The organism is Streptomyces sp. NPDC043853 (assembly GCF_056436025.1).
The window spans coordinates 38,060-58,720 of the sequence record NZ_JBWKDJ010000009.1; the positions used below are offsets into that span (position 1 = coordinate 38,060).

Annotated in this window: 14 protein-coding genes and 1 pseudogene; 7 read left to right on the forward strand and 8 right to left on the reverse strand. The window is 74.9% G+C overall.

From position 1 onward, the window contains the following. Positions 1-296: 296 nt before the first annotated feature. On the reverse strand, positions 297-2,465 hold the full coding sequence (pabB, locus tag AC067U_RS23280) for an aminodeoxychorismate synthase component I (RefSeq protein WP_478831674.1): 2,169 nt from the start codon (positions 2,463-2,465) through the stop codon (positions 297-299). Positions 2,466-2,524: 59 nt separating this feature from the next. Beyond that, a complete protein-coding gene (locus tag AC067U_RS23285) occupies positions 2,525-3,322 on the reverse strand; it encodes a 50S ribosomal protein L11 methyltransferase (RefSeq protein WP_478831675.1) in 798 nt (265 codons plus the stop codon). Positions 3,323-3,617: 295 nt separating this feature from the next. Here AC067U_RS23285 and AC067U_RS23290 point away from each other — a divergent pair, with 295 nt between their 5' ends. Continuing rightward, complete coding sequence (locus tag AC067U_RS23290; RefSeq protein ID WP_478831676.1) at positions 3,618-5,696, forward strand: helix-turn-helix domain-containing protein; 2,079 nt, start codon at positions 3,618-3,620, stop codon at positions 5,694-5,696. A gap of 332 nt (positions 5,697-6,028) precedes the next feature. On the opposite strand, the pseudogene AC067U_RS23295 reads toward AC067U_RS23290, so the two are convergent. Together AC067U_RS23295 and AC067U_RS23300 are read right to left on the reverse strand one after the other, a co-directional pair. Then, a pseudogene (locus AC067U_RS23295) lies at positions 6,029-7,129 on the reverse strand (IS701 family transposase); the annotation flags it as partial. A gap of 215 nt (positions 7,130-7,344) precedes the next feature. Then, positions 7,345-7,839 (reverse strand): phospholipase, encoded by a 495-nt coding sequence (locus tag AC067U_RS23300; protein WP_478831677.1) that lies wholly within the window; start codon positions 7,837-7,839, stop codon positions 7,345-7,347. A 183-nt stretch (positions 7,840-8,022) separates the two neighbouring features. Here AC067U_RS23300 and AC067U_RS23305 point away from each other — a divergent pair, with 183 nt between their 5' ends. The 6 genes from AC067U_RS23305 to AC067U_RS23330 all read left to right on the forward strand — a co-directional run bounded on the left by AC067U_RS23305 (position 8,023) and on the right by AC067U_RS23330 (position 15,289). After that, a complete protein-coding gene (locus AC067U_RS23305; protein WP_478831678.1) occupies positions 8,023-8,727 on the forward strand; it encodes a 4'-phosphopantetheinyl transferase family protein in 705 nt (234 codons plus the stop codon). Between the two features lie 250 nt (positions 8,728-8,977). After that, entirely contained in the window at positions 8,978-10,207 is a 1,230-nt protein-coding gene (locus tag AC067U_RS23310; RefSeq protein ID WP_478831679.1) for a S8 family peptidase, read from the forward strand. Between the two features lie 236 nt (positions 10,208-10,443). Further along, positions 10,444-11,739, forward strand: coding sequence for a hypothetical protein (locus AC067U_RS23315; RefSeq protein WP_478831680.1), 1,296 nt, complete (start codon positions 10,444-10,446; stop codon positions 11,737-11,739). Positions 11,740-11,818: 79 nt separating this feature from the next. Then, positions 11,819-12,892 (forward strand): WxL protein peptidoglycan domain-containing protein, encoded by a 1,074-nt coding sequence (locus tag AC067U_RS23320; protein ID WP_478831681.1) that lies wholly within the window; start codon positions 11,819-11,821, stop codon positions 12,890-12,892. A gap of 64 nt (positions 12,893-12,956) precedes the next feature. Further along, positions 12,957-14,162, forward strand: coding sequence for a hypothetical protein (locus tag AC067U_RS23325; protein ID WP_478831682.1), 1,206 nt, complete (start codon positions 12,957-12,959; stop codon positions 14,160-14,162). Continuing rightward, positions 14,159-15,289 carry an NAD(P)-dependent oxidoreductase gene (locus AC067U_RS23330; RefSeq protein ID WP_478831683.1) on the forward strand — a complete coding sequence of 377 codons (1,131 nt, stop codon included), beginning with the start codon at positions 14,159-14,161 and terminating at the stop codon, positions 15,287-15,289. The genes AC067U_RS23325 and AC067U_RS23330 overlap by 4 nt, the downstream gene beginning before the upstream one ends. A 139-nt stretch (positions 15,290-15,428) precedes the next feature. Here the strand turns inward: AC067U_RS23330 and AC067U_RS23335 are convergent, their stop codons facing one another. From AC067U_RS23335 to iolC, 4 genes are read right to left on the reverse strand one after another with little or no spacing between them, the layout of a single operon-like run. Further along, on the reverse strand, positions 15,429-16,928 hold the full coding sequence (locus tag AC067U_RS23335) for a CoA-acylating methylmalonate-semialdehyde dehydrogenase (protein WP_478831684.1): 1,500 nt from the start codon (positions 16,926-16,928) through the stop codon (positions 15,429-15,431). A gap of 13 nt (positions 16,929-16,941) precedes the next feature. Further along, a complete protein-coding gene (gene iolD / locus AC067U_RS23340) occupies positions 16,942-18,801 on the reverse strand; it encodes a 3D-(3,5/4)-trihydroxycyclohexane-1,2-dione acylhydrolase (decyclizing) (RefSeq protein WP_478831685.1) in 1,860 nt (619 codons plus the stop codon). Further along, positions 18,798-19,709 (reverse strand): 5-deoxy-glucuronate isomerase, encoded by a 912-nt coding sequence (iolB, locus tag AC067U_RS23345; protein WP_478831686.1) that lies wholly within the window; start codon positions 19,707-19,709, stop codon positions 18,798-18,800. Before iolB ends, iolD begins: the two co-directional genes overlap by 4 nt. Next, positions 19,700-20,617 carry a 5-dehydro-2-deoxygluconokinase gene (iolC, locus tag AC067U_RS23350; RefSeq protein ID WP_478831900.1) on the reverse strand — a complete coding sequence of 306 codons (918 nt, stop codon included), beginning with the start codon at positions 20,615-20,617 and terminating at the stop codon, positions 19,700-19,702. Before iolC ends, iolB begins: the two co-directional genes overlap by 10 nt. Positions 20,618-20,661 lie beyond the last annotated feature (44 nt).

Below are 20,661 nucleotides of genomic sequence, written 5' to 3' on the forward strand. Positions count from 1 at the left end.
GCGGGGCCGCCGTGGGCAACCGGCCGCCGGGGCCGGAGGGACGCTTTGTCATCTGGGGCGGGCGCGAGGGGGCTGTGTGTCAGTTCCGGCGGTCCGGACCGGGAACAGTGACAGAGTCCGGCCGGCGCACTGCGGCGGGGGCCGGACACCGCCCTATCGTCGTCACACAGGGGCCACACAGGGTGCACGCGGCGTGCACACGGGCTCCGCCGCCCGGAAGGAAGAAAGGGCCGCCGACCGGGGCGGTTGCCCGGCCGGCGTCCTCGAAGAGGGAACCGGAGAGGGGAAGAGGGTGTTCAGCGTGCGGCCGCGGGCACCATCGGCACCTCCGCTCCGGCCCGGCCGGGGAAGCCGTCCGCGGTGAGCCCCAGCAGCGGGGCGGACTTCACGGCGGTCTCCTCGAACTCGGCCGCGGGGTCCGACAGCGCGACGATCGCCCCGCCGATCCCGTAGCGGGCGCGCCCGGGGGTGAGCACCAGGGTGCGGATGACGATGGACAGGTCGGTGGCCCCGGAGAGCGAGAAGTAGCCGATGGCACCGGCGTAGATGCCGCGCGGGCCGGCCTCCAGCCGGTCGATCAGCTGCATCGTGCGGAGCTTGGGGGCGCCGGTCATGGAACCGCCGGGGAAGGCGGCCCGGACGCAGTCGACGGCGGTCAGTCCGGCCCGCAGCCGGGCGGTGACGGTGGAGACCAGCTGGTGGACGGTGGCGTAGGTCTCGACCCGGAAGATGTCCTCGGCCTCGACGCTGCCGGGCTCGGCGCAGCGGCCCAGGTCGTTGCGGACCAGGTCGACGATCATCAGGTTCTCGGCGCGGTCCTTCTCGCAGGAGGCCAGCTCGCGGCGGATCGCGGCGTCCTCGGCGGGGGTCGCGCCGCGCGGCCGGGTGCCCTTGATGGGGCGGGACTCGGCGAGGCCGTCGGCGCCCACCCGCAGGAACCGCTCGGGCGAGGTGCTCAGCACCTGGGTCTCGCCGAACTGCAGCAGCGCGGCGAACGGCGCCGGGTGGCTGCGGCGCAGGGCCCGGTACGTCTCCCAGGGGTCGGGGTCGCCGTCCGCCTCGGCCGTGTTGGTCAGACAGACCTCGTACGTCTCGCCCGCGGCGATCTCGCCCTGACAGTCCTCGATGAGCCCGAGGTAGGCCTCGCGGTCGTGGCGCAGCCGGAGTCCGGTGAGCTCGGCCTGCGGTGCGGGCGCGGGCAGCGCCTCCGGGGTGGTGGTGCGCAGGGTGCGTGAGGTCAGGTCGAGCCAGGCGCGGGCGGCGCTCTCGTCGCCGTCCTCGGCGAGGGCGAGCAGGTAGGTGGTGCCGGTGTGGTGGTCGAGCACCACCGCGCGGTCGGCGAAGACCATCACGGCGTCGGGGTCCTCGGAGCGGTGCGCGGCTTCGCCGCCGCACTGGGCCTTGAGTTCGTAGCCGAGGTAGCCGACCCAGCCGAGGGCGAAGTCGAAGGGCAGCTCGGGCACCTCGGTGCGGCAGGACTTCAGGTCGCGGTCGATCCAGTCGAGGAAGTCCTCGGCGACGAGCTGCTCGGGCACCCCGCCGGCCGAGGAGACCGAGACGGTGCCGCTGGTGACGTCGGCCATGGCGATGCGGGCGAGCGGGCCGGCCGCGTTGCCGAGGCAGGAGAAGCGGCCCTCGGGGCCGCCGGTGCGGCTGCTGTCGAGCCAGAAGCCGTGCGGGCCGGAGCGGAACAGCCGGTCGTAGACGGTCTCGTCGTCCCAGCGGGTGGTGAGGATGTCGGCGAGCACCCGGAGCCGGCGCACGGGGGCGGCGGTCCGGCCGGCCGGGGCCGCGGCCGTGAGGGGGGCGGCCTCGGCCGTGAGGGGGGCGGCCGTGGCGGACAGGTCCGGGACCTGCGGGGCGTCCTGGGCGGCGGGGGTCCGACCGTGGTGTTCCAGGACCAGCCGCCGGAAGTTGGCGATGAGTTCGTGGCCGTGGGTGGTCGAGATCGACTCGGGGTGGAACTGCAGGCCCCAGCGCGGCAGCGTGCGGTGGCGCATGCCCATCACCACGCCGTCGGTGCTCCAGGCGGTGGCCTCCAGCTCGGCGGGGAGGTCGGCGACGGCCAGCGAGTGGTACCGGACCACCTCGAAGGGGGAGGGCAGTCCGGCGAACAGCCCGCTGCCGTCGTGGATCACCGGCGAGGTGCGGCCGTGGCGCGGCTCGGGGGCGCGCACCACCCGGCCGCCGTGGGCGTGGGCCAGTCCCTGGTGGCCCAGGCAGATGCCGAGCAGCGGGAGGTCGGAGTGGGCCAGGATCTCGCGGCAGATGCCGAAGTCCGCGGCTCTTTCGGGGGTGCCGGGTCCTGGCGACAGGACGACGGCGTCGAAGTCCTTCAGCAGTCCCGGCCACCACGCCACCGCGTCGTTGCGCAGGACCACCGGCTCGGTCCCGGTGACCTCGGTGATCTGGTGGAAGAGGTTGTAGGTGAAGGAGTCGTAGTTGTCGACGAGCACGGTGCGCACGGAAGCAGTCCTCGCTGTATATGGGCGTAAGAGCTGTGAGGGGTGTGCGGACGGCGGGTTCATCGGGCCGGCACGATCGCCAGCAGCATGTGGTCCACGGGGACGTCGTGCTCCTGGACCTGGCGGGTCACCAGGGTGATCAGCCGGCGCCCCTGTTCCGCGGCCAGCCGCTTGAGCAGCGGCAGGTCCCCGCGGGAGGTGAAGTGGAGCAGGGCGGAGCCGGTGGGGGTGAGCCGGCCCACGGCCTCGGCCAGGTAGCGGGCGTGCCCGCGGTGACCGGGGTCCGGGAGGGCCTCGTCGTGGTCGGTGGCGCGGCGGTGGCCGACGGGTGCCGGCGCCGCGTGGGAGCTCCGGAAGACGAGGTCGAAGCGCTCCTCGGGGTCGAGGGCGGAGAACAGGTCGCTGCGGACGGCGCGCACCCGGTGGGAGACCCCGTGGCGGGCGGCGTTGAGTTCGGCGTTGGCGACGGCCCGGGGGTCGGCGTCGGCGGCGACGACCCGTTCGCAGCCGGCCAGGGCGCCCATCACGGAGATGACCCCGGTGCCGCAGCCGATCTCCAGCATGGAGCCCGTGCGGGGGGTCTCCATGCGGTCGGTCCAGCCGAGGAAGTCCAGGGCCACGGAGGTGTCGGGCGAGTGGACGGGGGCGGAGACCTGGTCGAGCAGGTCCCAGGTGCGGCCGCGCAGCTCGAACTGGCGGGGCCGTCGGGTGCGGACGCGGGACGCCCGGCCCCGGGCCGGCAAGCGCAGGCCGTCGAGCAGGTCGGCACCGGGTTCGACGGCGGCGGCGGCGATGTGTTCCGTACCGGCGCCGGCGCGGAGCAGACCGGCTGCCGGGGTGACGGTTGCCTGAGACATGATTCCCCCTCCTGGAACATCACTCGAGTGGTGGTCGAGTGAGCACGCCAGGAAGTCTGCTTCGGCCGAGGGGGCGGGCAGAAGGTGAGCCCTCCACACAACGACGGCCCCAGGGTGGTGTTCCCGCCACTACCCGTAGGCATGAAAGGGATCAATCGGTCACAAAACTCCATCCAGACGGAATCTTCAAGTCCCTTTTACTGAAGGGGCATTGACAATTGACCATGGGGGCGGGTGTCGCCTAGATTCCTCGCGCGGTTGTGCACCACACTCCCCACACGTGAGGAACAACCCCATGCCATTACACGAGGCGCAGCCGCCCCGCGGCATCCTGACCGTGCTCGAACTGCTCGCCCACGAGGCTCCGGCCACCGCGTACGAGGAACTCCTCACCCCGGCCGGAGCGCCAGACGTGCGCCCGGCCGAGTACGAGCAGCTCGTGGAGGCACTGCGCCTGGCCGCCGCCGTCCGCGGCCAGCTCGACCGCCGGCAGGAGCGCGAGGCGGCGCTCTCCGCCCTGGTGGACACCGCCCACGACCTGACCCTGCCGTACGACCTGGACGCGCTGCTCCGGGTGATCACCCGCCGGGCCCGGCTGCTCCTCAACCTGGACATGGCCTACATCAGCTTCCACGACGAAGAGGCCGGAGACAGCTACGTCCGCACCGCGGACGGCCACGCCAGCGCGCTGACCGTGGGGTTCCGCGTGCCCGACGGCTCCGGCCTGGGCAGTTCGGTCCAGACGGGCAGCGCACCCTTCTGGAGCCCGGACTACCTGAAGGACCCGCGGATCAACCACCACAGCCTGATCGACGACGTGGTGCGCGCCGAGGGGCTGCACGCGATCCTCGCCGTCCCGCTGCGGCACCGCGACTCCTCGCTGGGCGTGCTCTACGCCGCCGACCGCACGGTACGGCACTTCACCCCGGACGAGATATCCCTGATGGCCTCGCTCGCCAACCTCGCCTCGGTGGCCATCGAGAAGACCCGGGTGCTCGGCCGGGCCCGCGCCGACATCGCGGACCTCGAACGGGCCGGCTCCCAGGCCCGGTCCGACCTGCTGTCGGTGCGGCGCGCCAACGAGGCGCACGCCCGGATGACCGACCTGCTGCTGGCCGGCGGCGATGTGTCCGACCTGCTCGCACTGGCGGCCGAGACCCTCAGCGGCACCGCCGCCGTGCTCGAACCCGACGGCCGGGTGCTGGCGGCCACCGGCCCGCTGCCGGAAGGGCTGCCCGGCACCGAGGAGACCGCGCGGGCGGTGCTGGAGGCCCACGCGGCCCGCCGACCGTTCGAGTTCTCGCCGGGCACCTGGCTCGCGCCGGTGGCCGCGGGCAGCGAGTACCTCGGCTGCGTGCTGGTGCACCCGGCGGAGCCGCTGTCGGACGGCGGGATGCGGCTGCTGCGGCTCACCGCGGGCACCACCGGGGTGCTGATGCTGATGCAGCGCAACACGGCCGTCGCCGAGAGCCAGGTCCGCGAGGAGTTCTTCGACGACCTGCTCACCGTGCCCGGACGGCCCCTGTCGCAGGTGCGGGACCGGGCCCGGCGGCTCGGGCTCGACCTGGAGGCCCCGTACGCCGTGGTGGTGATCCGTCCCGAGGGCGGCTCGCTGGGCCGGGCCGTGGTGTGGGCCTCCTCGTACGCGCTGCGCGCCGGCGGACTGTCCCACGTGCGCGGGGGCTGCCTGACCCTGCTGCTGCCCTCGCGGAACCCGGGCGGGACGGCCCGCCGGGTGTCCGACGAGCTGACCTCGCTGCTCGGCCACCCGGTGACGGTCGGCGCCGCCGGACCCACCGCGGGCCCGGCGGACATCGCGTCCACCCACGCCGAGGCGCTCCGCTGCCTGGGCGCCCTCACCTCGCTGGGCAGCAGCGGATCCTCCGCTGCGGCCAGTGAACTCGGCTTCCTCGGACTGCTGCTGGGCGACAACCACAGCGTCGACCGGTACATCGAGGACACCATCGGGCCGGTCCTCGACTACGACCGGCAGCGGTTCACCAGCCTGGTGCACACGCTGGAGTCCTACTTCGAGTCGGGCAGCAGTCCCACGCATGCCGCGGAGGCCCTGCACGTCCACCCCAACACGGTCTCCCGCCGGCTGGAGCGGATCACCGCCCTGCTCGGCGAGGACTGGCAGGAGCCCGCCCGCGCCTTGGAGGTGCAGCTGGCCCTGCGGCTGCACCGGACCCGCCGCACGCTGCGGGTCGAGGCGCGGCAGGCCGCGCCGCGGGACCCGGCGGACGGCGGCCCGGCCGCGGGCGGCGGGCCGGCGAACGGCGGGCTCCGGGCGGGCGGCGGCCGGGCCGGCGGGTCCGGGGCGGGCGGTTCCGGGGCCGGCGGGTCTCACGCCGACCGTCTGCGCGCACCGTAGGCGGTGGTGCCGCCCGTGGTGCGGGCGGCACCACCGGCCGCCGAGCGGGCGGCCGCCTCGTCCGCGGCCCGTGCGGCGGGACGGCCCGGGGCACGGTAGCCCGCCGCGGCACGGCCCGCCCCCGGGTACCCGGCCCCCGCGTGCCCCGCCCCGGGGTACGCGGCCAGCGGGAACCCGGCCGACGGGTGTCCCCCGGGCGGCGCGAACGCCGCCAGCGGGAAGCCGGCCGGGAACCCCTCCGCCGGACGGCCGCCGGACGGCCGGCCGGCCCGCCGGTCCAGGTCCGGGCCGCGCTCCGGCACCGGTTCCGCCGCCCGCTCCACGCCCCGGAACATGTCCAGGGCGCGGACCGCGTGCGCGGCGGAGGCCAGCGTGATGTGCCGGTGCCAGCCCTGGAACGAGCGCCCCTCGAAGTCCCGCATGCCCACCCGGTCGGAGATCCCCGCGAACTCGTGGTCCACCCGGCGGGACAGCTCCGCCAGCCTCAGCAGCCCGGCCGGCGGCACGTCGACCATGTCGGTCAGCCAGAACCGGCCCGGCCGACGCCGCGGATCGGTCCACTCCGCGAGCAGCTTCAGCGGCCGCCCGCCACGGCCCGGCGGCACGGTCGCCACCTGCACCGAGGCGACGAACACGGTCCGTGCCGAACCGTCCGCTGCGTCGCCGTACCGGACCGGCCGGCGGAGCATCCGGGCGGTCTCCATCACCACGGCGGCACGCACCGGCGCCCGGCCCGAGCCCGGCAGGTGGGGGTCGGTCACCGTGACCGGCACCCCCGCCCCGATCCGCATCAGGAAGGGCGTCCGGGCGGCCCCGAACCGCCGTGGCAGGGTCTCCGGTCCGCCCTCCACCGCGTCCAGGACCACCGGCAGCCGGCGCAGCGGCAGCGCCTCGGTGACGTCGAGCACCGCGGCGGCCGCACAGTCGGCGAGGGTGCTCTCCTCGGGCAGGTGCAGCGACCAGCCGACCGGCGCGCCCACCTCGCTCCCGGCGGCCCAGGCGCCGAACGCCTGCTGCCCGTTGACCATCTGGCCCAGCCGGGCGTCGTAGCGGCGGTCCACGCCGACCGTGTGCGCCCCCGACTTGGGGATCACCATCGGCTTCACCACCCAGGCCTGGAGTCCGAGCGTCCGCTCCAGTTCGAGGGCCAGGGCCTCCCGTACGGACTGCCAGTTCCACGGCGAGCAGCTGATGAAGTGGTGGAGGCTCTGCTCGCCCGCCGCCATCCCGGCGTGCGCGGCGATGCTCCGCATGGACTTGCGGCCGGGGGCCGTCAGCAGTCCGCGGACGTACAGTTCGGCCTTGCGCCGCTGGTCCGCCCGGGGCAGGGATTCGAAGACCGCGGCGCAGAGGTCCGCGACCGCGTCTCTCGTCCCGGCCCCCGTCCCCGCTCCCGCTCCGGCCTCCCGGCGCGGCGGCTGCGTGACTTCCATCAGTCGCGAGCTGCCCATGGTCCCGCCTTCTTCCCCGTCGTCCTCCAGGTCTCCTTCAGCTTGGCCGCCGGAACCCTCCGTCCACGAGAGCCGCCGGGCACACACCTGACCCCCGGGGGTGGTGGCCGCACCACCTCCCCGCGGGCGTACGGCCGGTCATCGGGCGTCCGTACGGGCCTTTGGGTGTGGCCGGAACACCGCAGGCACGACCGGATTCAGGCCGGCCGCCCGGCGGCGGCGCCAGCCGCGCCCAGGGTCCTGACGGCCTGGTAGTAGGTCCAGGCCGTGCCCTCGCAGGAGGCCCGCTTCGCCCCGGCGTACCGGGTGCAGACCCGCCGCAGGTCGGCGTGGAAGGCCCCGTCGAGGCGGGACTTGGCGGCGGCGAAGGCGTCCGCGCCGGCCCGGCGGTAGTTGCGGTAGCCGAAGTCGTGGCGGGCGCAGGCCAGGGCGAAGGGGAACCCGAACGGGTTGTCCGGGGAGGTGGTGCAGTAGTCGGTCGACCAGTCGAACCCGTACTCCCCCCAGCGCTCCCGCTCGGCGCGGGCGGCGGCCCAGGCGTCGTGGCTGGCCGCGGCGGTCTGCGTCCAGCCGCTGAGCACCAGGGGCTTGTCCGCGGGTACGGCGGCGGGTACGGCGGCAGCGGGCCCCGCCAGGGCGGTTCCCGCCACCGCGAACACGGCGGCGACCGCCGCGGCACCGGCTCGGCGCATCATCACTTTCCTCCGGACGTCGGTAACTCGGGTACGGCGCCCGCGGGTTCGCACCCGGCGAACCCGCGGGCCCGCCCCGAGAACGACCCGGACCCGGGGGTGGTGGTGGCGCCACCGCCCCGGCCGGCCACGCGTTCCTCCGTTCCCGGCCGTGCCCGCCGATTCCTCTCGTACTCTCGTCTGGTGATCGAGTACGTGAACCAGCTCGGCCCCGGCATCCCCGGCACGGGCGCGCCCCCGAGCGGCCGGGCCGTGTCCGTCTGGTACCTGGACACCACGCTCACCGTGGTCGGGGGCGTCGGCCTGGCCGACGCGGCGTCCGTCCTCGACGCGTCCGAGCTCGCCCGCGCGGAGCGGCTCGTGCGCCCGGGCCACCGGGAGCGCTTCCTCGCCTCGCACCTCGGCCTGCGGGTGCTGCTCGGCCGCTACCTGGGGGTGCCGCCGCGCGAGGTCCCGCTGGACCGGGAGGACTGCCACGGGTGCGGCGGGCCGCACGGCCGCCCGGTCGTGGCCGGCGGCCACGGGCCGCACTTCTCCCTCTCGCACAGCGCGGACACCGCCTGCCTCGCCTTCGCCGGCGTACCGGTCGGCGTGGACGTGGAGGCGCTCCCCAAACCGGCCGCAGTGCAGGACGTCCTGCGCTCCCTGCACCCGCACGAGACGGCCGAACTGACCGCCCTGCCGGAGGCGGACCGTCCGCCGGCGCTGGGCCGGATCTGGTCCCGCAAGGAGGCCTGCCTGAAGGCCACCGGGGCCGGGCTGACCGCGGGTCTGGCCGAGCCGTACGTCGGCTCGGCGCCCGCCCCGGCCGCCGTCCCGGGCTGGACCCTGACCGACCTGCCGGCCCCGCCCGGCTACTTCGCCGCGCTGGCGGTGGCGGCGGACTAGGTCGTCTCTTACGGATCTTGCCTGACCCGCGCCGCCCGGCACCGCACCTCGCTGCGTTGTCGAGGCTCCCGAGTGCGTCCAGTACTCGGGAGCCTCTCCGCCTTGCGAGGCACGGCACCGGAAACGGCACCCGGTGTGCGGCACCGGTGTGCGGCACCCGGTGTGCAGCGCGCCCACCGGGAGGGTGTGTCGTGCGGCCAGTCGGCGCACCCTCGGTGCGGCCCGCCGGGGGCTCCCCGAGCATCGCGGCATGACCATGACCCCGCTCAGCGTCCTGCTGCCCGCCGCCGCCCTGCTGGCCGCCGCGGCCGCCCTCCCCGTCGCCCCCGGCAGTGCCCCCGGACGGGCCCCCACCGGAGCTCCCGAGCCCCAGGGGCAGCCCCGGCAGGGCTATGTCGTCGTCCTCAAGGACACCGGCCGACGCGCCCTCACCCGTGCCCTGGCCGGCGAGGCGGCCGCGGCCGGGGACGAGGTCGGGGCCGTCTACGGAGCCGCCCTGCACGGTTTCGCCGTACGGACCTCGAAGGCCCGGGCGGGTGAACTCGCCGCCGACCCGCGGGTGGACCGGGTGGAACCGGACTCCCTGTTCCGGATCTCCGACACCCAACGGGCGGCGCCCTGGCACCTGGACCGGCTCGACCAGCGCACCCTCCCCCTCGACGGCTCCTACTCCTACGGCGGGACGGGCGCGGGGGTCACCGTGTACGTCCTGGACACCGGCATCGACACCGCGCACGCCGAGTTCGGCGGCCGGGCGGTGGCCGGCCACAACGCGGTGCGGTCCGAGGGCCCCGCCGACTGCAGCGGCCACGGCACCCATGTCGCGGCGACCGCCGGCGGGGCCTCGTACGGCGTCGCCAAGGGCGTTCGGCTGGTCTCGGTGAAGGTGGCCGACTGCAACGGGGACGCCCGCCTGTCGGCCATCCTCTCGGGCGTGGACTGGGTGGTCCGGCAGCAGGCGCTCGCCCGGCCCGCCGGCCCGGCGGTGGCCAACGTCAGCATGGGCGGCGACCGCAGCCTGGCGATGGACGGCGCCGTACGGCGGGCCGTGCGCCGGGGCATCACCTTCACCGTGGCCGCGGGCAACCAGAACGCGAGCGCCTGCACCTCCTCCCCCGGGTCCGTCGCCGAAGCCGTGACGGTCGGCGCCAGCGACGCCCTGGACCGGCGGGCGCCCTTCTCCAACCACGGATCCTGCGTGGACCTGTTCGCGCCGGGTACCGGGGTGGTTTCGGCCTGGCCGGGCTCCCCGACGGCGAGCCGGGCCATGTCGGGCACCTCGATGGCCGCCCCGCAGGCGGCCGGCGCGGCGGCGCTGGTCCTGGCGGCCCGTCCGGCGGCCACCCCGAGGCAGGTGGCCGCGGCGCTCGTCGCCGGCGCCGAGCGCGACCGGCTCGACGGGCTGCCCGGGAACACGGTGAACCGGCTGCTCCAGGTGCCGGGCGGCGCCCCCGCGGACCCGGCGGTGCCCGTCGGCTGACCTCCGGCCCACTTCCGGCCGGCCCCGACCGGCCCCGACCGGCCCCGACCGGCCCCCGCCCGGCCACGACCGGCGGACCGTACCTGATGGCACATCAATTTCTGTGTGCTTCGGACGAAAGGAATGCATTGACTTCTCGTGACGGCGACGCGTCAATGTCGGCCACCGCACCGGCTCGGCCTCCCCCGCACAGCGGGTGGGGGGAGGGTTCGTCATGACGAAGGAGTCGCGACCCAGTGAGTACGAGAACGTTCCGACGAAGAGTGCTGGCCGGGGCGGGGGCCCTCACCCTGGCCCTGACGGGTGGCATGGCGGGCCTGACGGGGACGGCGCAGGCCGCGGTCAAGACCACCCCGGTCTTCGTGAAGTGCGACGCGCCGGCTCCCCAGCCGGACGCCGAGGGCAACCAGGACTTCACCGTCACCCTGCCCGACGGCGCCAAGGCCGGCGACACCGTGCCGATCACCATCGACCCCGGCCTTTCGCCGATCGTGCCGATGTTCACCATCGACACGGTCAACACGATGAAGGCCAAGGTGTTCGTCGGCGGGCAGGCGCAGACCGTCACCAGCGCGCCGATCCCCTCCCACCAGGAAGGCGGCGTCAAGGCCGACCCGCCCGCGTTCAGCGGGACGATCAAGATCCCGGACGGCACCGAGGGCACCACCGTGCAGGTGACGCTCGACCAGTTCGTCACGGACGCGGACATCGGCGGCACCGTCTACACCACCACCTGCACCCCGTCCCCGCGGCCGAGCGCCTCGGTCGGCTCGGTCGCCGTGGAGGCCCTCCCCAAGGAGCCGGTCACCACGAAGATCACGCCCAACAGCGGCAAGGCGGGCACGGCCGTGACCGCCACCGGCGCCAACTTCCCGGCGGGCCCGGTCACCTGCTCGGCCTCGCTGGCCGGCACCGCAACCGGTGACACCGGCACGGGCAGCGCGGACGCCACCGGCGCGGCCACCTGCAGCCTGACCGTCACCAAGAAGGCCGACGCCATCAAGATCGACGGCTCGACGGGGGCCGCGAAGGCGTTCGTCTTCATCGAGGACCAGCCGGGCGTGAAGAACCCGGTGGACGTCGAGGTGCTGCCCGGCCCGCTGGCCATCGGCCCGAAGGACGGCTTCCCGGCCTCCGACTGGGGCAAGGTGACCATCAACGGCAAGCCGCAGTCGGTCATCGGCCAGTTCAACGCCGTCACCGTGCAGGACTTCCGCGGTGGCAGCCTCGGCTGGGACGTCACCGCGACCCGCACGCCGTTCCTGAACGAGTCCACCGGCCACTCGATGGCCAAGGCGCAGATCGGCATCCAGCCGAGCTGCACCGTCACCAACCCGGACAGCCCGAGCACCTGCACCGCCGGGGCTCCGGGGGCGATCACGGACACCCCGATGAAGGTGGCCTCCCAGGCCGCCGGCGGGGACCAGCTGACCGGCGGTGAGTTCTCCGTCGGCGGCGCCGGGATGATCCAGCTCCCGCCGTTCGTGTTCGCCGACACCTACCAGTCGGTCGTGACCTTCTCGGTCGCCTGATCCGATCCGGTACCCGGGTGGTGCGGGGCTCCGGCCCCGCACCACCTTCGTCCTGTTCCGGCCCGTCTGGAGACCGTCCATGCCCCGAGCCCTCCGCACCCGCACCGGCCCCGGCCCCGCCGTCCTCCTCCTGCTGCTGCTCGCCGCCGCCCTGCTGCTCCTGCCCGCGGGCCCGGCCCGGGCCGCCGACAACGGCAGCTGGAGCGTCTTCCCGACCCCGCCGGCCGGTGCGCAGATGCCCGACCGCGCCTACTTCTTCCACCAGGGCGCGGCCGGTACGACGGTCCGCGACAGCGTGACCGTCCACAACACCTCCGACCAGGAGCTGAGCTTCCGGGTCTTCGCCACCGACGCCGTGAACACCCCGGTGGGCGGGGCCTTCGCGCTGCTGCCGGCGGAGACCCGGCCCAAGGACCTCGGCACCTGGATCCGGCTCGGGCCGGAAGCGGGCGGCACCGGGACCGGCGGTGCCGGCGGGACGGTCACCGTGCCCGCCAAGGGCCGCAAGGACATCCCGTTCACCGTCGCCGTGCCGGAGGACGCCACCCCCGGCGACCACGTGGGCGGGATCGTCGCGCTCGGCACCGCGGTCGAGGGCGTGGAGGGCGAGGGCAAGGTCAAGGTGGGGGTGCGCCGCTCGGTGGGCGCGCGGATCTACTTCCGGGTGCCCGGCCCGGTCGCGGCGGGGCTGAGCGTGGAGGACGTACGGGTGAAGCGGACCGCTCCGCTGCTCCCCTGGATCGGCGGGAAGGCGCCCGCCACCGTCTCGTACACGCTGGTCAACCGGGGCAACGTGGTGATCTCGCCGACGCTGGCGGTGCGCGCCGAGGGCGTCTTCGGCCGGACGGTGCTCAGCCGACCGGCCCGGGACCTGAAACTGGTGCTGCTGCCGGGCCAGCGCATCGAGCTGACCGAACCCTGGCCGGACACGCCCCAGTTGGACTGGGTCACCGTCGAGCTCACCGCGGGTGCGCCGGACCAGCCCGGCCTGAAGGCCACGGGCGAGGCGGAGTTCGTGGCGGTGCCCTGGCCCGCGGCGGGCGTCCTGCTGGTGCTCCTCGGGGCGGGGGCCGTGATCCTGCTGGTCCGCCGACGCCGGGCCGCCGCTGCGGAACAGCCGCTTCCGGAACGGGACTTGGCTGAAACCCGTTGATCGGCGAGGCTGGGCCCTGGCGTTCCGGCGCAGGGCCGGCCCGCTGACCAGGGGGGAGCCCACGATGGAGTGGACGGACCACAGAACCGGCACGAACGGAACCAGCCGGACGGAGGGCCCCGAGGAAGGTCCGGACCCGGCTCCGGCGAGCGCGCTGCTGCAGCGCATCGAGAGCGTCCTGGGTGACGGCACCTCGGTCTGGCTTCCCGCGGACGGCCGGCTGCGGCTGACCCTGCCGGTGTTCGGCGGCGGGCTCGTTCCGGTCACCGTCGACGTGGTCGCCGACACGGTCCGGCCGGCCCGGGGGATCGTGTACCTGCTGCCCGGCGGCGGGCTGAACGTCTCCGCCGCGTTCCTCACCCCCGGCGGGTCCGGGCGGAGCCTCGCCGCGTGGCTGTGCGACCGCGGCCTGCTGGTCGTGGGCGTCACCCCGCGCGAGGACGCGGCGGAGGCCGCGGACATCACCGCCGGCTGGGACCTGGCCGCGCGCGTCCGGGACCTGGCCGGGGTGGTGGACGTGCTGGATCCCGTACTGCGCCTGCCGTACGCGTACGCCGGCCACTCCGCGGGGGCCGCCCTGGCCCTGGCCGCGGCCGCCGGGGACGACTCGCCGCGGCTGCGCCGGGTGATGGTGCTGGACACCACCGGCCCCTGCGAGGGCGGGCTCGCCGAGCGCGCCGCCCGGGCCCGGGACGCGTACGCGGACCTGGTCGCCCGCGGCGAGTACGCCGTGGACCCGGGCCTGGCCGGTCCCCTCGCCCGCGCCGTCTCCGACCCGCACGGCACCTCCCCGACCGCCTGGCCCCCGGACCCGGAGCACCGCTTCACCCACGCGGGCCTGGCCCACTTCGCGCTGACCCGGACCGCGTCCCTGCCCGGCGCGGCGAACTGGGCCCATGCGGAGGGCCATGCCGCGGGCCACTACGCCTTCGGCGCGACCCCGGCCGAGGACGCCTACTCCCTCGCCCACACCCCGCTCCCCGTCTGGCACGCGGCCACCACGGCCCTGGGCAGCGGCCTGGTCCCGACCGCGCTGCTCCGCGACCTGGCCGCGATCCGGGCCGGCGACCCCGTCGTGAACTGGCGGGACATCCGGGCGGAGGTGATCTGGATCAACGCGGCCCGGGGCCGCGGCGACCACCCCGCAGGCCCCGCCCTGATCCGCGCCTGCGGGAACCCGTCCGTGACCTTCACGGTCCTCCCCGACTACGCCCACGGCGACCTGATCTGGGGCACCAAGGCCCCGCGCGAGGTCTGGTCCCTGCTGTGACCGGCGAGCACGGTGCGGCCGGGCGTCCCGCCGATGCGGCGCCTCCACGGCGCGTCCTCCTCCTGGACGCAGCCCCGGGCGACCTGCTCGCCCGGGAGCTGGAGCGCTTCTTGGCCCACGGCCTCGCCGTCACCCTGAACCTCCGCCGGGTCTCCGACGAACAGGCGGCCCGGGCCGCCTGGCAGGGCGAGGTCGAGTTCACCGACTTCGACCCGTTCGACGAGAACGCCCTGATCGCGGAGACCCTCCGGGGCGGACTCGGCCATGACGCGGTCGAGTCCCGCGCCGGGGTCCCGATGGGGACGTCCTTCCTCGAAGCGGCGGCAGCGAGGGACATCGCCGCCCCGCTCAGGGTGATCGGCCGGGCCGGCGCCGGCACCGACCACGTCGACCTGCCGGCCGCCGCCCGGCACGGCGTCACCGTCACCCACACCCCGGGGTCGAACGCCGAGGCGGTGGCCGAGTTCGCCCTGGCCCAGCTGCTCGCCCTGACCCGGGACCTCACCGCGTACAACGCGGCCTCGCACGGCGGCACCTGGCGGGCACCCGCCGCCCCGGCCCGGCAGCTCTCCGAACTCACCCTCGGCCTGGTCGGCGTGGGCCGCATCGGCGGTGCGCTGGCCCGCCGCGCCACCGCGCTGGGCATGGCGGTGCAGGGCCTCTCACGGCGCCCGGTGGCGGCACCCCGCCCGGCCGCGGCACCCTCCCCGGTACCGCGGGCGGAATCCCTCGCGGCGCTGCTCTCGACCAGCGACGCGGTCTCCCTGCACCTGCCGCTGACGGCAGAGACCCGCGGCCTGATCGGCCGGAAGGAACTGGCCCTGATGCGGCCGGGGTCCGTCCTGCTCAACACCGCCCGGGGCGGCATCGTCGACGAAGAGGCCCTGGCCGACGCTCTCCGCGATCCCGCGCACCCGCTCGCCGCGGCCGCCGTCGACACCTTCGCCCACGAGCACGCCGCGTTCGCCTCGCCGCTCTTCGGCCTGCCGAACGCCCTGCTGACCCCGCACGTCGCGGGCATGTCCCGGACCGCCATGGCCACCGCGGCCCTCGGCTGCGCGGACCACGTGGCCGCCCTGCTGGCCGGCCGCCCGGACGGCATCCCCGTGGCGACCCGGACGGCGTGAACCGGACGCCGTGAACCGGACGGCGTGAACCCGGAAAGGGGCCGCAAAGGGACCGGAAGACGGGCTCGCCCCCGCGTGAGGGTTGCGGGGGCGAGCGGTCCGGGCCGGGGCGGTCGCCAAGGGGCGGCCGGCGGTCGGGTCAGTGGTTGCGGGGGAAGCCCAGGTCCACGCCGGCGTGCGGCTCGGACGGGTCGGGCCAGCGGGTCGTGACGACCTTGCCGCGGGTGTAGAAGTGGATGCCGTCCGGGCCGTAGATGTGGTGGTCGCCGAAGAGCGAGTCCTTCCAGCCGCCGAAGGAGTGGTAGCCCACCGGCACCGGGATCGGCACGTTCACGCCGACCATGCCCGCCTGGACCTCCAGCTGGAAGCGGCGGGCCGCGCCGCCGTCCCGGGTGAAGATCGCGGTGCCGTTGCCGAAGGGCGAGGCGTTGATGAGCGCCACGGCCTCCTCGTAGGTCTCGGCGCGCAGCACGCACAGCACCGGGCCGAAGATCTCGTCGCGGTAGGCGTCGGAGTCGGGCTTGACGTTGTCGAGGAGGGACAGGCCGATCCAGTGGCCGTCCTCGAAGCCGTCCACCGTGTAGCCGGTGCCGTCCAGGACCACGTCCGCGCCCTGATCGGCGGCGCCGTGCACGTACGAGGCGACCTTGTCGCGGTGCACCTTGGTGATCAGCGGGCCCATCTCGGAGGTCGGGTCGTTGCCCGGGCCGATCTTGATCTTCTCGGCGCGCTCGCGGATCTTCTCCACCAGCGCGTCGCCGACGGCGCCGACCGCGACGACGGCCGAGATGGCCATGCAGCGCTCGCCGGCCGAGCCGTACGCCGCCGAGACCGCGGCGTCGGCCGCCGCGTCGAGGTCGGCGTCGGGCAGGACCAGCATGTGGTTCTTGGCGCCGCCCAGGGCCTGGACGCGCTTGCCGTTGGCGGAGGCGGTGGTGTGGATGTACCGGGCGATCGGGGTGGAGCCGACGAAGGAGACGGCCGCGACGTCCGGGTGCGCCAGCAGGGCGTCGACGGCGACCTTGTCGCCGTGGAGCACGTTGAGCACGCCGTCCGGCAGGCCGGCCTGGCTCGCCAGCTCGGCCAGCTTGTTGGCGGCCGACGGGTCCTTCTCGCTCGGCTTGAGCACGAAGGTGTTGCCGCAGGCGATGGCCAGCGGGAACATCCACATCGGGACCATCGCCGGGAAGTTGAACGGGGTGATGCCGGCGACCACGCCGAGCGGCTGGCGGATCGCGGCCACGTCCACCCGGCTGGAGACCGAGGTCGACAGCTCGCCCTTGAGCTGCGTGGTGATCCCGCAGGCCAGCTCGACGATCTCCATACCGCGGGCGACCTCGCCCAGCGCGTCCGAGTGGACCTTGCCGTGCTCGGCGACGATCAGCTCGGCGATGGCGTCGCGGTTGGCGTCCAGCAGTGCGCGGTAGGCGAACAGCACCTTGGTGCGGGCGGCCAGCGAGGACTGGCCCCAGGTCTGGAACGCGTCCTTGGCGGCCTGTACGGCGGCGTCGACCTCGTCGACGGAGGCGAGGGCGACCCGGGTGGTCACGGCACCCGTCGCCGGGTCGGTGACCGGGCCGTAGTTGCCCGACGCGCCCTCGACGGTCTTGCCACCGATCCAGTGGTTGACGGTCTTCATCGATCTTGCTCCTTCACAGATGGCGACGTCGCTGCGCGGCTTGCCGGTCGTACGCTTGGCGGGCCTCGATCGCCGACGGACGGGTCGCGGTCTCGGCCACGGGAACATCCCACCACGCCTGTGCGGGGGGCGGGCCCGACACAGTGTCGGGCGTTCGGGTCTGTGTGTAGACACATGTGGGCCGGTCCGCAGCGCGCGCCCGGGCGAGGGCTTCCCGCAGGTCACGGACGGTACGGGCGCGGATCACGGCCATTCCGAGGGAGGCCGCGTTGGCCGCGAGGTCCACGCCCGGCGTGTTCTCGGGGGCGAACGCCGTGCCGAGGCGCTCGCCGCCCACGGCCTCCGAGAGGCCGCCGATGGACGCGTACCCACCGTTGTCCAGAATCACCAGTTTGAGCGGTACGCCCTCCTGCACGGCGGTGACCAGCTCGGTCGGGTTCATCAGGTACGTGCCGTCGCCGACCAGCGCCCACACCGGCCGGCCGGGCTCGGCGAGGCCGATGCCGAGGGCGGCCGGGATCTCGTAGCCCATGCAGGAGTACCCGTATTCCACGTGGTACTGGAGCGGCGACCGGGTCCGCCACAGCTTGTGCAGGTCGCCGGGGAGCGAGCCGGCCGCGTTGACCAGCACGTCCTCGCCGGTGACCAGGGCGTCGAGGGCGCCGAGCACCTGGGCCTGGGTGGGGGCCAGGTCGAGCCCGGGGCCTTCCGCCCGGAAGGCCAGGTCGACCCGGCGCTCCCAGTCCTCCTTGGCGCTGCCGTACGCCGCCGCGTACGCGGGGTCGACCCGGTGACCGGACAGCAGCGCGCCCAGCTCGCGGAGGGTCTCCCGGGCGTCGCCGACGAGCGGCCGGGCGGCCAGCTTGTGCGCGTCGTAGGGGTCGATATTGAGCCCGAGGAACCGGACGTGCGGATTCCGGAACAGGGTCGAGGAGGCGGTGGTGAAATCACTCAGCCGGGTCCCGGCGGCGATCACCAGATCGGCCTCCCGGGCCAGACCGTCCGCGGTGGCGGTGCCCGTGTGGCCGACCCCGCCGACATCGGCCGGGTGGTCGTGGGGCAGGGCTCCCTTGCCGGCCTGGGTGGAGGCCACCGGAATGCCGGTGGCCCCGGCGAACGCGGCCAGCTCGGCCTGGGCCCCGCTGTACCGGACCCCGCCGCCCGCGATGATCAGCGGCCGGGCCGCCGCCCGGACGGCCTCCGCGGCGGCCGCCAGCTCGTCCCGGTCGGGCCGGGGCCGGCGTACGGTCCACACCCGCTCCGCGAAGAACTCCTCCGGCCAGTCGTAGGCCTCCGCCTGCACGTCCTGGGGCAGTGCCAGGGTGACGGCTCCGGTGGCGACCGGGTCGCTGAGCACGCGCATGGCCTGCAGCGCGGCGGGGACCAGTGCCTCGGGGCGGACGATCCGGTCGTAGTACCGGGACACCGGCCGCAAGGCGTCGTTGACGGACACGTCACCGGCGTACGGCACCTCCAGCTGCTGGAGCACCGGGTCGGCGGGCCGGGCGGCGAACACGTCACCGGGCAGCAGCAGGACCGGGATCCGGTTGATGGTCGCCCCGGCGGCGCCGGTGACCAGGTTGGTGGCGCCGGGCCCGATCGAGGTGGTGACGGCATGGGCGGACAGCCGCCCGCTGTGCCGGGCGAACCCGACGGCGGCGTGCACCATGGCCTGCTCGTTGCGTCCCTGGAGGAAGGGCATGTCCTTGCCGCCGGTCTCCAGCAGGGCCTGCCCGATCCCGGCGACGTTGCCGTGCCCGAAGATCCCCCAGGTGGCGGCGATCAGCCGGTGCCGGCGGCCGTCGCGCTCGGTGTACTGCCGGCTCAGGAAGGCGACCAGCGCCTGCGCGGTGGTCAGTCTCCGGGTGCTCATCGTGCGTCCCCTCCCGGTCGGTGGAAGGGCAACCGGGGATCGATCCCCTGTTCCTCCCAGCTCTCCCGGATCCAGGCGTGATCGGGATGGTCCCGGATCAGCCACTCCCGCTTCGCTCCCGGCCCGGCCATGACGTTCAGGTAGTACATGTCGTGCCCGGGCGTGGCGATGGACGGCCCGTGCCAGCCGTCGGGGATGAGCACGGCGTCCCCGCTCCGCACCTCGGCGAGCACGTCGGTCTTCCCTGCGGGCGAGGGCGTCACGCGCTGGTAGCCGACGCCCGGGGTGTCCCCGTGCGGTGCGATCTCGAAGTAATAGATCTCCTCCAGCTCGGATTCCTCCCCCGGATGCTCCTCGTCATGCTTGTGCGGCGGGTACGAGGACCAGTTCCCGCCGGGGGTGAGCACCTCGACGGCGATCAGCCGGTCGCATGCGAAGGCGTCCGCGGCGGCGAAGTTGTTGACCTGCCGCGAGCAGGACCCCCGCCCCCGCAGCTCCACCGCCACGTCCCGCCCGGCCCCGTACCGGGCCGGCAGTCGTCGCCCGCAGCGCGCCCCGGCCAGCGCGAACCGCCCTCCTCCCGCGGAGCGCACCTCCACCTCCGCGTCCCGCGGCACGTACGCGAAGTCGGTGATCGCCTCGAACACCCCGGCCCGGCCGTTCAGCTCGAACGTCACCCACCGCGGCTCGGTCCCCGCAGGGCTTTCCCCCACCCCGCCCTCCCCCTCGCTCCGCGGGGGGGAGGGCGGGGTGGGGAAACCCTCCGCGCAGCGGACTTCGCACCCGCCGGACAAGGGCAGCACGATCCACTCCGCGTCCCCGCACGCGAACGCGTACGTCTCGCCCGGCGCGAGGTCCAGGATCCGCAGCCGGCTCAGCGCCAGCGAATGCTCCGAGATCAGCGGCACGACGCCAGCACCTCCTCCACCTCGGCCGCGTACGGCATCGCCGACGAGCACGCCAGCCGTCCCGCCACGATCGCCCCCGCCGCGTTCCCGTACCGCACGACCCGGTCCAGCTCCCACCCCGCCAGCAGCCCGTGGCAGAGCGCGCCCCCGAACGCGTCCCCCGCGCCGAGCCCGTTGACCACGTCCACCTTCACCGGCGGGACCTCCACCACCGTGCCGTCCCGGTGCGCCGCCAGCACCCCGTCCGGGCCGCGCTTGACCACCGCCAGCTCCACCCCCGCGGCCAGCAGCGCCCGCGCCGCCGCGTACGGCTCGCGCTCGCCCGTCGCGACCTCGCACTCCTCCGCGTTCCCGACGGCCACCGTCGCCCAGGCCAGGGCCCGCGCGTACCACCGCTCCGGATCCGAGGACCACAGCACCGGCCGCCAGTCCAGGTCGAACACCGTCGTCCCCGACTTCGCCCGGGCCTCCAGCGCGGCGAGCGTGGCCGTCCGGCTGGGTTCCTCGCTCAGCCCGGTGCCGGTCATCCAGAACACCCGCGCGGCGCGCACCGCGTCCAGATCCAGTTCCTCCGCCCGGATCTCCAGGTCCGGCGCCTTCGGCTCCCGTCGGAAGTGGATCGGGAAGTGGTCGGGCGGGAAGACCTCGCAGAAGGTCAGCGGCGTGGGGTAGGCCGCCACCTCCCCCGCCCAGCGGTCGTCCACGCCGAAGTTCCGCAGCTCGGCCCGCAGGTACGCCCCGAAGGGGTCCGCCCCGGTCCGGGTGATGAGGGCGGCGCTCCGCCCGAGCCGGGCCGCGGCGACCGCGACGTTGGCCGGGGAGCCGCCCAGGAACCGCCCGAAGGTGTCCGCCTCGGCGAGTGGCACCCCGCTGCGGAGCGGGTAGAGATCCACGCCGATGCGTCCCATGGCGATGAGGTCGAACGGTTCGCGCGATTCGCACGGATCGGTCG